Genomic DNA, 14,027 nt, shown 5'->3' on the forward strand with positions numbered 1-14,027 from the left:
ATTAATTTTGTGATAACGATCGTCATAATCAGCCTTTGAAGGTCATCAACATCGCTTTCATATCCTAAATAATTCGAGTTGCTTCGAGGCGGCAAGGGAACGAGTCCCTGGGAGTTTACTTAAGTAAGTGACCCGGGCGAGGTCACGCAGGCAACAAAGAAGCAGCTTGAAGTATGACGGGTATAGGGCAGTATTTTGTCGCGGCGGAACGTGTAAAATGGGGCATTCAGAAAAGCCAGGAAGCTCCCATGTCGACAATGCTAGAAGTGGCACACAAAGCGGGTGTCTCAAAAGCGACCGTTTCACGCGTTTTATCCGGCAAGGGATACGTCAGCGAAGCCACAAAAGAGCAGGTCTATAAAGCCATTGAAGAGACGGGGTATCGGCCAAATTTGCTGGCGAGAAATCTGGCGACGAATAAATCAGAATGTATTGGTCTAGTGGTCACCAACACCCTTTATAACGGCAGTTATTTCAGTGAAATACTTTCACAGGCGGCAAAGAAATTAGAAGATAATGGTCGCCAACTTATTCTGGTGGACGGTAAACACAGTGCCCAGGAAGAACGCGAAGCCATTCAATTCTTGCTCGATTTACGCTGTGATGCGGTTATTATTTACCCGAGATTTTTGACCATTGATGAAATGGATGAAATTATTGACCAGCATAAGCAACCTATTATGGTGGTGAACCGGAAATTAAGAAAACACCACAGCCATTGTATTTGTTGTGACCATAAAGGCTCCAGTTTCCTCGCGACAAAATATCTTATTGAGCGCGGGCATCATGATATTGCATTTATTACCGGTGCAATGGACTCACCTACCGCTATCGAACGCTTAGCGGGTTACAAAGAAGCGTTAAATCAATATGATATTGGCGTAAACGAAGCCTTGATTGTGCAAGGTAAATGGACACCAGACAGCGGTGTGTCGGCTGTAGAATCATTGCTAGCAGGCAAACAGAAGATCAGCGCGATTCTTTCCAGTAACGATGAAATGGCCGTGGGTGCGATGAAAAAACTGAGTGATATGGCGATTGCCGTTCCGCAGGAAATATCGATTATCGGCTTCGATAATATTCCCACGGCACCTTATCTTTCTCCGGCGTTAACCAGTATTAAAGATCCGGTGAGTGAGATGATTAGTGAGGTCATCACCCGCTTAATATCCATGTTGGATGGTGGATATTTATCCAAAGAGAATATATTCACCTCGGATTTACTGGTAAGAAATTCGGTGATTGATGGACCCTATATAAAGTAAAAATATTGTCGGGTGACGCGGCATTTATCCGACCTACAAAAGGGTGTGGTAGGGTGGATAAGCGTTAGCGTCATCCACCGTTTTCACCTTAGTCAGCGACTTTCACAATCAACTTGCCAAAGTTCTTGCCGACCAACAACCCGCGAAACGCTTCCACGCTGTGCTCCAGGCCATCGACAATATCTTCACGGAACTGAATTTTACCTTCCGCCAACCACTGACTCATCTGTTTAAAGAATTCCGGATAATGAGCAGCGTAATCCTGCGAGATAATAAAGCCTTGTACGCGCAGGCGTTTTTTCAGGATTGTGCCCATTAGCAGCGGTAAACGATCCTGTTCAAAAGCGCTATTCATGCCGTTGTACTGGCTGATAACACCACACACCGGAATACGCGCTTTGGTATTGAGCAACGGCAGAACAGCATCAAATACCGCGCCACCGACGTTTTCAAAATAGACGTCAATGCCTTTGCTGCAGGCCTTTTTCAACTGTTCAGCAAAATCTGGCGCTTTGTGGTCGATGCAGGCATCAAATTTTAAAGTCTCGGTCACGTAACGGCATTTCTCCTCGCCGCCCGCAATGCCCACAACGTGTGCACCGAGTAATTTTGCCACCTGCCCAACCACCGAGCCCACCGCCCCACTGGCTGCGGCAACAACCACGGTTTCACCCGCTTTGGGTTCACCAATATCGGTCAAACCCATATAACCGGTAAAACCTGGCATCCCGAGTAAACCGAGTGCATATGACGGGTGTTGCATATCCGCATCGAGTTTCTGCAAACCTTCGCCGTTGGACAGTGCGTAATCCTGCCAGCCGGTATACGCCAGAACCAGGTCACCAACCTGATAATCTGCGTGTTCAGATTTCTCGACACGACAAACCGTACCGGCACCCATAACGTCACCAATGGCCAGTGGCGCCGAGTAGGATTCAGCATCATCCATGCGCCCGCGCATGTACGGGTCGAGGGATAAATAAAGGGTGCGCAGCAGTAGCTGGCCCGTTGCAGGTTGTGGAACAGGAACTTCTTCGAGCTGGATATCTTTATCCGTTGGCATACCTTGCGGGCGCTGCGCCAGCACAAAGCGACGGTTAGTTTGGGACGACTGCGTCATAACGCTCTCCATAGATTAGGATCGTGAATATACGGTCACTCTGTCCCAGACTAGCTAATATAGGATTTACTGCAACTGATGGATGTCGCGTGTAGGTCTGATTCGCGCTGCGACATCCGGAAAATCAAAAAACTTCCATTCAATGAAGTACTGTGACGGCATCTTCCAGTCGCGTGGCGCGGTGCTTCACCATCGCAGACACTTCCGCATTCTCTTCCACTAACGCCGCATTTTTTTGCGTGATAGCGTCAAGTTCGGCAACAGAACGTGTTAAATCAGCCAATCCTTCAGCCTGTTCAGAGGTGGCGTGGCTAATTTGCCCCAGTAACTGCGTAACGTTTCGCACCTGATCAACAATATCATTCATGGTGCGCCCCGCTTCGTGAACCTGAATGGTGCCAGACTGCACTTTGCTGGCGCTGGCATCGATAAGTTTGCGGATATCATTTGCCGCAGTCGCACTGCGCTGGGCCAGATTGCGCACTTCACCGGCCACCACTGCAAATCCTTTTCCCTGCTCTCCGGCGCGTGCGGCTTCTACTGCGGCATTAAGCGCCAGAATATTGGTCTGGAAGGCAATGTCATTGATAAGGCTGGTGATGGAGCCAATCCGTTGCGTGCTATCGGCGATGTCGTCCATGGTCGTCACCACGGTTTCCATCGCTTTGCCGCCATGGGTTGCGGCAAGGCTTGCAGAGCTGGAAAGCTTATCTGCTGCCGCTGCGGTTTCTGAATTGTTCTGCACCGATACCGCCATCTGGCTCATGGTGGAGACGGTTTGCTGCACATTGACAACCGACTGGCGGGTGCGTTCATTGAGTTCGACGTTGCCCTGCGCCAGCGTCTCACTACCACTACGCACGTTTTCAACCTGGTGGCTGACATCATGAATGAGCCAACGGCACATCAGCCCAAGCTGGCCGATGGCACGCAACGTCATGCCAATTTCATCCGTTCGGGCAAGATGCTGCACACGTTGCTGATTTCCGGTCGCCACTTCCAGCGCCTGGCGCGCAACATTTTCCAGTGGGCGAGCAATTTGCCACTCCAGCAACGCGCAGACCACCAGGCACGCTAGCGCACCAATCAACACAGAAAGCCCACCTTGGCCCAACGCGATGAACGCCGCCAACATCAGCAAGAAAACGCTGCTGATATTCAAGCGAATGCGGCCTCGTAACGACAACGTGGGTAATTTCCCCAACCCACTCTTGCCCAAGACCAGGCCTTTAAACAGGCGATATTTGCAACGCCCCTCTTTGAGCGCTTTATAGAGCGGCTCTACGGCAGCAATTTCATCCGGCTGCGCTTTGGTGCGAATCGACATATATCCGGTGGTTTTACCGTTGCGCACCACCGGCACGACATTGGCGCGTACCCAGTAATGATCGCCATTTTTACGCTGATTTTTGACGATACCCGTCCACGGTTCGCCCTGTTTCAAGGTGTACCACATGTCTGCGAAAGCCGCCTTTGGCATATCGGGATGGCGTACCAGATTGTGCGGGCAACCGATGAGTTCTTGAAGCGGGTAACCGCTCACCTTAACAAACGCATCGTTCGCATGAGTGATTGTGCTTTTCAAATCGGTTGTGGACATCAATGTGATGTCGTCATCAAGTAGGTATTCATGCTGTGTAGCAGCCATACGTGCAGTCATAGCAACTCCCTTACGAGGTTATTTTTTTGTTAATTTTTTTGATGTGTTGTTATTTCGGCACTGCAAAGATTTACTTTAGCGGGTAAACTTGACGGCGATCACACTTTCTTAACCAAACCACATTTTTTATAATGATTTAAGAGGTGAATCGTTTTTGTTAATAATTTCATGAAGTTATTAATGAAATTATCATCGTGACGCTGAGTGCTGGAGTTTTAACCTTCAATTTTTAGCTCGCACATTAGACTGAGTAGGGGCGTCAGTTTCGCTCCCAAAAGAAAAAAGAGGATAATCATGTTAAAAAGGAAAAAAACAGTCAGACCTATCAAGGTCAGTGACGTCACCATCATCGATGATAGCCGCCTTAAAAAGGCAATTACTGCAGCATCGCTTGGCAATGCGATGGAGTGGTTTGATTTCGGCGTATACGGCTTTGTAGCCTACGCCCTCGGTAAGATTTTCTTCCCGGATGCCAGCCCAAGTGTGCAGATGATTGCCGCCTTGGGTACTTTCTCTGTTCCCTTCTTGATTCGCCCATTAGGTGGCCTGTTCTTCGGCATGCTGGGTGATAAGTATGGTCGCCAGAAAATCCTCTCCATCACTATCATCATTATGTCATTGAGTACTTTCTGTATTGGCCTGATTCCATCGTACGCAAGTATCGGTATTTGGGCGCCAATCCTGTTGTTACTTGCAAAAATGGCGCAAGGGTTTTCAGTGGGTGGTGAATACACCGGTGCTTCCATCTTCGTGGCTGAATATTCCCCAGACCGTAAGCGTGGCTTTATGGGGAGTTGGCTGGACTTCGGCTCCATCGCAGGGTTTGTCTGTGGTGCGGGTGTCGTGGTCCTGATTACTGCCATTATTGGTGAAGAAAACTTCCTCGAATGGGGTTGGCGTCTGCCGTTCTTCCTCGCTCTGCCATTAGGGATTATCGGTCTGTATCTGCGTAATGCGCTTGAAGAGACACCGGCATTCCAGCAGCACGTTGAGAAGCTTGAGCAAGGTGATAAAGAAGGCCTGGCTGAGGGGCCAAAAATCTCCTTTAAAGAGATTGCCACCAAACACTGGCGCAGCCTGCTGACCTGTGTCGGTATCGTGATTTGCACCAACGTGACGTACTACATGTTGCTGACGTACATGCCCAGCTACCTGTCCCATAACCTGCATTATTCCGAAGAACATGGCGTACTGATCATTATCGCCATCATGATTGGGATGCTGTTTGTACAGCCGGTGATTGGCTTATTGAGCGACCGTTATGGCCGTCGTCCATTTATTGTCTTCGGGAGTATTGCGTTACTGGTTCTTGCCATCCCTGCCTTTATCCTGATTAACAGCAATGTGCTGGGGCTGATATTCGCCGGGCTGCTGATTCTGGCGGTCATTCTGAACTCCTTTACGGGAGTTATGGCGTCAACGCTGCCCGCCATGTTCCCAACACATATTCGATACAGCGCATTGGCAAGTGCCTTTAATATTTCGGTGCTCGTCGCAGGTGTTACGCCAACAGTTGCAGCCTGGTTAGTCGAAACAACCGACAACCTAATGATGCCAGCCTATTATCTGATGGTGGTTGCGGTCATTGGCCTGTTGACCGGCCTGACGATGAAAGAGACCGCCAATAAACCGCTGAAAGGGGCAACACCTGCGGCGTCTGATATTGCTGAAGCGCGTGAAATTGTTCAGGAACATCACGATAACATCGAGCAGAAAATCGAAGATATTGATCGTGAAATTGAAGAATTACAGGCCAAGCGTACCAACCTGGTACAACAGCATCCCCGTATCAACGAGTAATTTTTAGCAGTATCCAAAGCGCCGGGTTGATGCCCGGCGTTTTCATTTCCGGCTTAACCCTCATTCTTAGAAGGAATGGGTTATGTTTAAAATTTATAAGCAAAGTATTTTTTGGACTTTGTGAATATTCATAACTCACCTAACGTAGCCTGCTCAAAGAATAACAATTCATATATACCCAAAATAATTCGAGTGGTAGCAAGGCGGCAAGCACGTGAATCCCAGCAGCATAGATAATATGTGACTGGGGTGAAGGTGTGCAGCCAACGCATCAACAACTTGAATGATGAAGGGTATAAGGGTGCCCCATGCAAAGAAAAATACTGCCACTACTTCTGTTGACTGCAATCTCTGCAAGCAGCTTTGCCGCTACACCACCGGACACGTTAATCGTTGCCCAAGGCCTGGATGATATTGTCAGCCTTGATCCTGCCGAAGCGAACGAGCTTTCCAGTATTCAAACCGTACCAAGTCTTTATCAACGCCTGGTTCAGGCCGACCGTGATGATCCCGCGAAAGTTGTCCCGGTGCTGGCAGAAAGCTGGCAGGGCGATGCGGCAAACAAAAAATTGACGATTAAACTGCGTCCGGATGCCAAATTCTCCTCCGGCAATCCGCTACGCCCGGAAGACGTTATCTTCTCTTACACCCGAGCCGTGACGCTCAATAAGTCTCCAGCATTTATTCTTAACGTGCTGGGCTGGCAGCCAGAAAACATCGCAAGCCAGCTGAAGAAAGTCGACGAACACACGCTGGAATTGCACTGGACCGCAGATGTCAGCCCGGCTGTAGCGCTGAATATTCTCTCTACGCCCATTGCATCAATTGTGGATGAGAAAGCTGTTGCGCCTAACGCGAAAACGGGTGATTTCGGTAACGAATGGCTGAAAATGCACTCTGCTGGCAGCGGCCCATTCAAGATGCGGGTTTACCAGCCGCATCAGGCGATTGTGCTGGACGCAAACTCTACGTCTCCTGGTGATGCACCAAAAGTTAAGAATATCATCATTAAAAACGTGCCAGACCCGGCTGCTCGCCGCTTGCTTATTCAGCAAGGTGATGCGGATATCGCCCGGGATCTGGGTGCGGATCAGACCAGCGCGCTGGAAGGTAAACCTGGCGTGAAAGTGCTGAGCATTCCTTCTGCTGAGCAGAACTATATGGTGTTCAATGCGGGTAACAATGCCAACCCACTGCTCAATAACCCAGCCCTCTGGGAAGCGGCACGCTATCTGGTGGATTACGAAGGCATCACTAAAGACCTACTGAAAGGCCAGTATTTTATTCACCAAAGCTTCCTTCCAGTGGGTTTCGCAGGCGCGCTGGACAACAACCCGTTCAAATTTGACCCGGCCAAAGCGAAGGAAATCCTCGCTAAAGCGGGTATCAAAGATGCGCATTTCACACTGGATGTGGAAAACAAACCGCCTTTCATCACTATCGCGCAGTCGATGCAGGCGAGCTTCGCTCAGGGTGGCGTGAAGATCGATCTTCTGCCAGCCGCGGGCAGCCAGGTGTATGCCCGCGTTCGTGCCAAACAACATCAGGCCGCAATCCGTTTGTGGATCCCGGATTACTTTGATGCTCATTCCAACGCCAGCGCTTTTGCCTACAACGATGGCAAAGCAAGCACGGTTGCAGGTTTGAACGGCTGGCAAATTCCTGAGCTAAACAAACAAACTCTGGCCGCAGTGGCAGAAGCTGACCCGGCTAAGCGCCTGGAACTGTATAAGAAAATACAGGAAGAGGTACAACATAACTCACCATATATCTTTGTTGATCAAGGAAAAACACAGATTGTGGTGCGTGAAAATGTGAAAGGCTATCAACAAGGTTTGAATGCAGATATGGTGTATTACGATCGCGTGAGCAAATAACTGAAATCCCCTCTTCCGCACTTAGGGAGAGGGGAAAACCAGCCACAGGGATAGAGTTCCACATGTCAGACATTTCCACCCTCTCAGCATCGAGTCGCTTTCGCCGCACAGTATTGACGCTTGTGCAGGGGCTGTTTACCCTGGCACTTACGCTTATCGGTTTGCTGATTATCACCTTTGCCTTGTCAGCACTTTCACCTGTCGATCGCGTGCTACAAATCGTGGGTGATCACGCAAGCCAGGCGACTTACGATCAAGTGCGCCACCAGCTTGGTCTGGATAATCCCCTGCCCGTTCAGTTCTGGCATTACCTGACTCATCTTGCTCACGGTGATTTAGGCACCGCCAGCGCCACTGGCCAACCCGTGCTCCAGGATTTGCTCGCAGCTTTCCCGGCGACACTAGAGCTCGCGACCCTCGCGCTGATTATGGGTAGTGTTCTGGGTGTGATTTTTGGCGTACTTTGCGCTCGATTTGCAGGTTCACCCTGGGATCTTGCGGTACGCACCTTCACGCTGCTGGGTAATTCTGTCCCTATCTTTTGGCTTGGTCTGCTGATGCTGGCGTTGTTTTACGCCCGCCTGCAATGGAGTGCTGGGCCGGGTCGTCTGGATGATATTTACCAGTACAGTGTGGAACCTAAAACAGGTTTTGTGCTTCTCGACACCTGGCTTTCCGGTGACCGCGCCGCGTTCATGAATGCCATCAACCATCTAGTGCTACCTGTGCTGCTGCTGGCTTATTACTCGCTAGCCAGTATTACCCGACTCACTCGCACCGCTTGCCTAAGCGAAATGAACAAAGAATACATTACGCTTGCGCGCGCCAAAGGTGCCGGAGACATGAAGATTCTGGTGCGCCACGTGCTGCCCAACATTCGCGGCACGTTGTTCACGGTCATTGCGTTGGCCTACACCGGAATGCTGGAAGGTGCGGTGCTAACAGAAACGGTATTTTCCTGGCCAGGCATCGGGCGTTACCTCACCACCGCGCTCTTCGCCGGGGATACCACCGCAATCATGGGTGGCACACTGCTGATTGGCGTGTCGTTTGTCATTATCAATAATCTGACTGACGTGCTGGTGCGTGTCACCGATCCGAGGGTGCACTAATGCCGTCTTACCTCTTTTTACGCCGCACGTTGCGTTCACCTGCGGCACTATGTGGGCTGGCAATCATCACATTTCTGGTGCTGGTTGCTGTTTTCGCGCCGCTTATCGCGCCGTTCGATCCCAACTGGCAAGACGCTGCAGCGCGTCTGCAAGCGCCAAATGCCCAACACTGGTTGGGTACTGATAGCTATGGCCGCGATGTCCTCTCACGTCTGATTTATGGCTCACGCCCGGCCCTTGCCCTGGTGTTACTGGTTACGGTCATCACACTTCCCTTCGGGCTGCTCATCGGCATTCTTTCCGGTTATTACGGAGGTTGGCTGGAACGGGTGTTAATGCGTTTTACGGATGTCGTGATGTCGATGCCACGCCTGATTCTGGCATTTGCCTTTGTTGCGATGCTTGGGCCAGGGCTTGTCAACGGCGCACTGGCGCTGGCACTCACAACCTGGCCTGCGTATGCACGACAGTCCCGCAGCGAGATTCAGCGTCTGCGCCACAGTGACTATCTCGCCGCCGCCGAAATGATGGGTATCCGCGGCCCGCGCCTGTTAGTCGGCCATATCCTGCCGCTGTGCTTACCCTCAGCGATTGTTCGCCTGGCGCTTGATCTGGCAGGGATTATTTTGGCCGCAGCCGGGCTTGGCTTCCTCGGACTTGGCGCAAGGCCACCGATGTCTGAATGGGGTTCAATGATCGCTGACGGGATGCAGGTTATTTTCGATCAATGGTGGATTGCTGCGATCCCAGGCACCGCTATTCTTATCAGTAGCCTGGCATTTAACCTACTGGGTGATGGATTACGCGATGTGCTGGAGCCAGGCCATGACTGAGAATCGAATTGAAGTGCGTGGGTTAAACATTGATTACCCTGGTGCGCGCGTCGTGGACAATCTCTCGTTTACGCTGGGTAACGAGAGGCTGGCGCTGGTCGGTGAATCAGGCTCAGGTAAATCCATGACTGCCCGGGCGCTGATGGGGCTGGTGCGTAAACCCGGTAAAGTGAATGCGACTCAACTCAATGTTCTGGATAACGACCTGCTGACTCTGCGCAACCGCGATTGGCAAGGCCTGCGCGGCAATAAAATCGCGATGGTGTTACAAGATCCACGCTACGCGCTTAACCCAGTACAAAGCGTTGCGCAGCAAATCGACGAGGCGTTACGTCTGCATCAGAAAATGCCGACAGCACAGCGCCGGGAGCGGATTGGCGAAGTTATCAATGCAGTAGGGTTGCAGGAAAACGTGCTGGCTCGTTACCCGGCAGAACTTTCTGGCGGCATGGGGCAACGAGTGATGATAGCGATTGCGCTGGTCAACAATCCAAAAGTGTTGATTGCCGACGAACCCACTTCCGCGCTTGATGCCCGCTTACGTAACCAGATTCTGGAACTGCTGGTAGAACAATGCGAACAACGCCAGATGGCAATGCTATTGATTAGCCACGATCTCCCTCTTGTTGCAGAGTACTGCCAGCGCGTGCTGGTGATGTATCAAGGGCAAAAAGTCGATGAAATGCCAGCCAACCAACTTGCCACCGCAACGCACGCTTATACACGCACACTCTGGACATGCCGTCCTAACGCTGCGACTTACGGCATGATGTTACCGACTTTAGACCGTAGCCAGAATCTGCAAGGAGAAAGCGATGGCAATCGTTGAAGTCAGCAACCTGTGCGTACAATTTAGCGCAAAAGGTCAGGTTAAAACCGCTGTGCGCAACGCCAGTTTCGCCGTTAACTCAGGGGAAACATTCAGTTTAATTGGCGCTTCAGGCTGTGGGAAATCCACCATTTTACGCGTGCTGGCGGGGTTGCAGCGTGAGTGGCAAGGTAGCGTAAAACTACTGGATGGGGCAATCAAACCCGGCGTGCGTTTTCAGGGTGATTTGCGCCGCAACGTGCAAATGGTGTTTCAGGACCCGTACGCATCCTTGCACCCGAACCATACGATTTATCGTACTTTGGCCGAGCCGTTGGCTCTTCATGGCGAAGTGCAAATTGCCGCCCGCGTAGAAGAAGCGCTGCTTCAGGTCGGGCTGCCAACAGATGCCATGAAGCGTTATCCGCACCAGCTTTCTGGTGGGCAGCGACAACGTGTAGCCATTGCGCGTGCACTACTGCTTCGCCCTAAAATTCTGCTGCTTGATGAGCCAACTTCAGCGCTGGATATGTCCGTGCAGGCAGAAATTCTCAATCTGCTGAACCGCCTTAAGCAACAGTTTGGTATGACTTACCTGCTCGTCAGCCATGATGCCGATGTGATTGCCCATATGTCAGATCGTGCGGCCTATATGACAAATGGAGCCATTGGACATGAGTACGATCGCGCCGCTCTGGTGCGTGGAGATCACCGGATGGACGCCGCATAAGAGGTAACATGGGTTATCCGCACCAATAAGCAGCACGACGCATGGTTATGGTGCAAAAAAACCAGATATCTGACAGAAAAGTTGCGTGAAAGCAGCATATTTCCCGTCAGAATGTGACTCCTGGTGTTTAAAAATTGTGCAATTCGAATTCCCCCAGATCGTTTATCCTGATTTTGCTTAGGAGAAGCGAAGTGGCGTATTCCCTGCAATACTTATTTCGTGTATCGCGTGATACGTCATACCCAGGAGCACATTTTGAACAGGTTACCGACTAGCGCTTCGGCTCTTGCCTGCACAGCGCACGCTCTCAATATCATCGAAAAGAAGACACTGACTCATGAGGAGATGAAGGCGTTAAATCGAGAGGTTATTGATAACTTCCAACAGCATGTGAATCCGGGTTTTCTTGAGTATCGCAAATCAGTAACCGCCGGCGGGGATTACGGGGCCGTAGAGTGGCAAGCGAGCAGTCTGAATACGCTTGTCGACACCCAGGGTAAGGAATATTTAGATTGTCTGGGTGGGTTCGGCATTTTTAACGTGGGGCACCGTAATCCAACAGTGGTATCCGCCGTACAGCATCAGCTCGAAAAACAACCCCTGCACAGTCAGGAGCTGCTCGACCCCCTACGAGCGATGCTAGCCAAAACTCTTGCGACACTCACTCCGGGTAAACTCAAGTACAGCTTCTTTAGCAACAGCGGGACAGAATCGGTTGAAGCGGCGATAAAACTCGCCAAAGCCTATCAATCCCCACGCGGTAAATTTACCTTTATCGCCGCCAGTGGCGCGTTCCATGGCAAATCTCTTGGGGCATTGTCAGCAACAGCAAAAGCGGCTTTCCGTAAACCGTTTATGCCGTTACTTCCGGGCTTTAGACATGTACCGTTTGGCAATATCGACGCGTTACGCACAGAACTCAGCGAATGCCGTAAAAGCGGTGATGATGTCGCAGCCGTACTCCTTGAACCTATTCAGGGAGAAGGTGGCGTTATTATTCCACCATTGGGTTATTTACCCGCGGTTCGTAAGCTTTGCGATGAATTTGGCGCCCTGCTTATTCTCGATGAGGTGCAAACCGGAATGGGACGTACGGGAAAAATGTTCGCCTGCGAACACGAGAACGTGCAGCCTGATATTTTATGCCTCGCCAAAGCATTGGGTGGCGGTGTAATGCCGATTGGCGCGACCGTTGCGACAGAAGAAGTTTTCTCTGTGCTGTTTGATAATCCTTTCCTGCACACCACAACTTTTGGTGGCAACCCGTTAGCCTGTGCGGCGGCACTTGCCACAATCCATGTTCTGCTTGAGCAAAATCTTCCGGCTCAAGCGCAACAGAAAGGGCAACTGTTGGTAGAAGGCTTCCAGGCTCTGAAACGTGAGTTCCCGGACTTGGTCGTTGATGCACGTGGACAAGGTTTATTGATTGCCCTTGAGTTTAGCGACAACGAAATTGGCTATAACTTTGCAAGCGAAATGTTCCGCCAGCAGGTTCTGGTCGCCGGGACGCTCAACAATGCGAAAACCATTCGTATCGAGCCACCGCTAACCATCACCATTGAGCAGTGTGAACATGTGTTGGGCTGTGCGAGGAAGGCGTTGGAATCGCTTTATGCCAGCAGTAACAAAACCGAGTTAGTTCTGTGATCGAATTATCCCCCGGAAAGCTAATGCCGGGGGATATAATAAGCAGGCTTATTTTTATCCCCCATTGAACGTTCTATACTTACGACCCTTAATTATCACCAGACTCTGGTCGTGTGCCCATGATTTTCGACTGCTTCCTCTATTACGATGAAGATATGTTGCTTGATTTACGACTCAATGTACTCAATGACTACGTTGATAAATTTGTCATTGTTGAATCGACACATTCCTTTACTGGCCAGCCGGTAGAGTTGCATTTCGATATCAATAAGTTTGCAAAATTTAAGGACAAAATTATCTACGTCATCTTTGACGAAAAACCGGAAGAAGACAGCTGGACCAACGAGTCGCGCACGCGTAATGCGATAATGAGAGGGCTTGAGGGAGCTAAAAACGACGATGTTATTATTGTTTCTGATGTTGACGAAATAATACATCCTGAGGCCATTGCAAAACACAAACCCTATTATTTGTGCTCAGTTCTGTATCAAACTTTTTACAACTATCAATTTAATCTACAAGTCTTTAATAAAGATGGTAAAGCTCGTATTTGCCCGGCACCACGCATCACGAGTTATAAAAATTTGAAAACCTTCTTTATGGGTGAACCAGAAACGTTACGTAATTTAAAACGTTCTGTTTTACATAAGCAGTGGTTTAAATGGAACTACCTTAAATTCAGGACCAATACCATTCAAAATGGTGGTTGGCACTTCTCCTGGATAATGACGGCTGAACGTATCTCAGAAAAAATGTCGACCATTTCACATACGGAATACGATACACCAGAGCTTAATAATCAAGAGCATATCAAGAATGCGATTGAGAATGGGCTGGATATCTGGGCGCGAGAAAGGAACCTGCAGGTTATCGATCTCCAGAGCGGCGATTTCCCGGAATATCTGAAGCAAAATGCACAACGTTTCGCTGAGTTTATTCGCTAAATTCCTCTCCTGCTTCCAGTGTCTCTTGGCCACATCCTGGTGAGATAGGGAAAGATCCCCATTCACCAGGCTGGTGTATATAAGATATGGCCCCACGACAGCGTTTTATTGTTTGTTCAATTTCAGGTGCTTCCACAAATCTGCCAGCGACATTGTCGCCAGCGCAATGCACTCATCTGCCGCGCCGTACCAGATATGCAGTGTTTCATCACGAATTAATGCCCCACAAGT

11 protein-coding genes and 1 pseudogene are annotated in these 14,027 nt (G+C 50.1%); 9 read left to right on the plus strand and 3 right to left on the minus strand.

All coding sequences use genetic code 11. The features are described from left to right. The first annotated feature begins 248 nt into the window (after positions 1-248). Complete coding sequence (locus VJY99_RS01530; protein WP_324115671.1) at positions 249-1,265, plus strand: LacI family DNA-binding transcriptional regulator; 1,017 nt, start codon at positions 249-251, stop codon at positions 1,263-1,265. A gap of 88 nt (positions 1,266-1,353) precedes the next feature. Here the strand turns inward: VJY99_RS01530 and VJY99_RS01535 are convergent, their stop codons facing one another. Further along, a complete protein-coding gene (locus tag VJY99_RS01535; RefSeq protein ID WP_324115673.1) occupies positions 1,354-2,385 on the minus strand; it encodes an NADP-dependent oxidoreductase in 1,032 nt (343 codons plus the stop codon). Between the two features lie 139 nt (positions 2,386-2,524). Continuing rightward, positions 2,525-4,045 carry a methyl-accepting chemotaxis protein gene (locus VJY99_RS01540; RefSeq protein WP_324115675.1) on the minus strand — a complete coding sequence of 507 codons (1,521 nt, stop codon included), beginning with the start codon at positions 4,043-4,045 and terminating at the stop codon, positions 2,525-2,527. Between the two features lie 294 nt (positions 4,046-4,339). On the opposite strand from VJY99_RS01540, the gene proP reads away from it, so the two are divergent. From proP to VJY99_RS01580, 8 genes are all read left to right on the plus strand, one after another. Then, complete coding sequence (proP, locus tag VJY99_RS01545) at positions 4,340-5,845, plus strand: glycine betaine/L-proline transporter ProP (protein ID WP_324115677.1); 1,506 nt, start codon at positions 4,340-4,342, stop codon at positions 5,843-5,845. A gap of 308 nt (positions 5,846-6,153) precedes the next feature. Further along, entirely contained in the window at positions 6,154-7,722 is a 1,569-nt protein-coding gene (locus tag VJY99_RS01550; RefSeq protein WP_324115679.1) for an ABC transporter substrate-binding protein, read from the plus strand. Positions 7,723-7,784: 62 nt separating this feature from the next. After that, positions 7,785-8,834, plus strand: coding sequence for an ABC transporter permease (locus VJY99_RS01555; RefSeq protein ID WP_324115681.1), 1,050 nt, complete (start codon positions 7,785-7,787; stop codon positions 8,832-8,834). Then, on the plus strand, positions 8,834-9,667 hold the full coding sequence (locus VJY99_RS01560; protein ID WP_324115683.1) for an ABC transporter permease: 834 nt from the start codon (positions 8,834-8,836) through the stop codon (positions 9,665-9,667). Before VJY99_RS01555 ends, VJY99_RS01560 begins: the two co-directional genes overlap by 1 nt. Continuing rightward, positions 9,660-10,496 (plus strand): ABC transporter ATP-binding protein, encoded by an 837-nt coding sequence (locus VJY99_RS01565; protein ID WP_324115684.1) that lies wholly within the window; start codon positions 9,660-9,662, stop codon positions 10,494-10,496. The genes VJY99_RS01560 and VJY99_RS01565 overlap by 8 nt, the downstream gene beginning before the upstream one ends. After that, positions 10,483-11,205, plus strand: a complete 723-nt coding sequence (locus VJY99_RS01570) for an ABC transporter ATP-binding protein (protein ID WP_324115686.1) — start codon at positions 10,483-10,485, stop codon at positions 11,203-11,205. The genes VJY99_RS01565 and VJY99_RS01570 overlap by 14 nt, the downstream gene beginning before the upstream one ends. Before the next feature lie 255 nt (positions 11,206-11,460). Next, entirely contained in the window at positions 11,461-12,852 is a 1,392-nt protein-coding gene (gene ygjG, locus VJY99_RS01575; RefSeq protein ID WP_324115688.1) for a putrescine aminotransferase, read from the plus strand. A gap of 155 nt (positions 12,853-13,007) precedes the next feature. Continuing rightward, the gene (locus tag VJY99_RS01580) at positions 13,008-13,796 is read left to right on the plus strand and encodes a benzoate transporter (RefSeq protein WP_414641555.1); all 789 of its coding nucleotides are present in this window, start codon (positions 13,008-13,010) and stop codon (positions 13,794-13,796) included. A gap of 105 nt (positions 13,797-13,901) precedes the next feature. On the opposite strand, the pseudogene VJY99_RS01585 reads toward VJY99_RS01580, so the two are convergent. After that, positions 13,902-14,027 (minus strand): annotated as a pseudogene (locus VJY99_RS01585) (glycosidase); the annotation flags it as partial.

It is taken from the genome of Buttiauxella sp. (assembly GCF_035271705.1).
Classification (GTDB): domain Bacteria; phylum Pseudomonadota; class Gammaproteobacteria; order Enterobacterales; family Enterobacteriaceae; genus Buttiauxella.

Coding starts and splice junctions, on each gene's coding strand:
- VJY99_RS01530 (WP_324115671.1), top strand. CDS start 249: ATGTCGACAATGCTAGAAGTGGCACACAAAGCGGGTGTCTCAAAAGCG.
- VJY99_RS01535 (WP_324115673.1), bottom strand. CDS start 2,385: ATGACGCAGTCGTCCCAAACTAACCGTCGCTTTGTGCTGGCGCAGCGC.
- VJY99_RS01540 (WP_324115675.1), bottom strand. CDS start 4,045: ATGACTGCACGTATGGCTGCTACACAGCATGAATACCTACTTGATGAC.
- proP (WP_324115677.1), top strand. CDS start 4,340: ATGTTAAAAAGGAAAAAAACAGTCAGACCTATCAAGGTCAGTGACGTC.
- VJY99_RS01550 (WP_324115679.1), top strand. CDS start 6,154: ATGCAAAGAAAAATACTGCCACTACTTCTGTTGACTGCAATCTCTGCA.
- VJY99_RS01555 (WP_324115681.1), top strand. CDS start 7,785: ATGTCAGACATTTCCACCCTCTCAGCATCGAGTCGCTTTCGCCGCACA.
- VJY99_RS01560 (WP_324115683.1), top strand. CDS start 8,834: ATGCCGTCTTACCTCTTTTTACGCCGCACGTTGCGTTCACCTGCGGCA.
- VJY99_RS01565 (WP_324115684.1), top strand. CDS start 9,660: ATGACTGAGAATCGAATTGAAGTGCGTGGGTTAAACATTGATTACCCT.
- VJY99_RS01570 (WP_324115686.1), top strand. CDS start 10,483: ATGGCAATCGTTGAAGTCAGCAACCTGTGCGTACAATTTAGCGCAAAA.
- VJY99_RS01580 (WP_414641555.1), top strand. CDS start 13,008: ATGTTGCTTGATTTACGACTCAATGTACTCAATGACTACGTTGATAAA.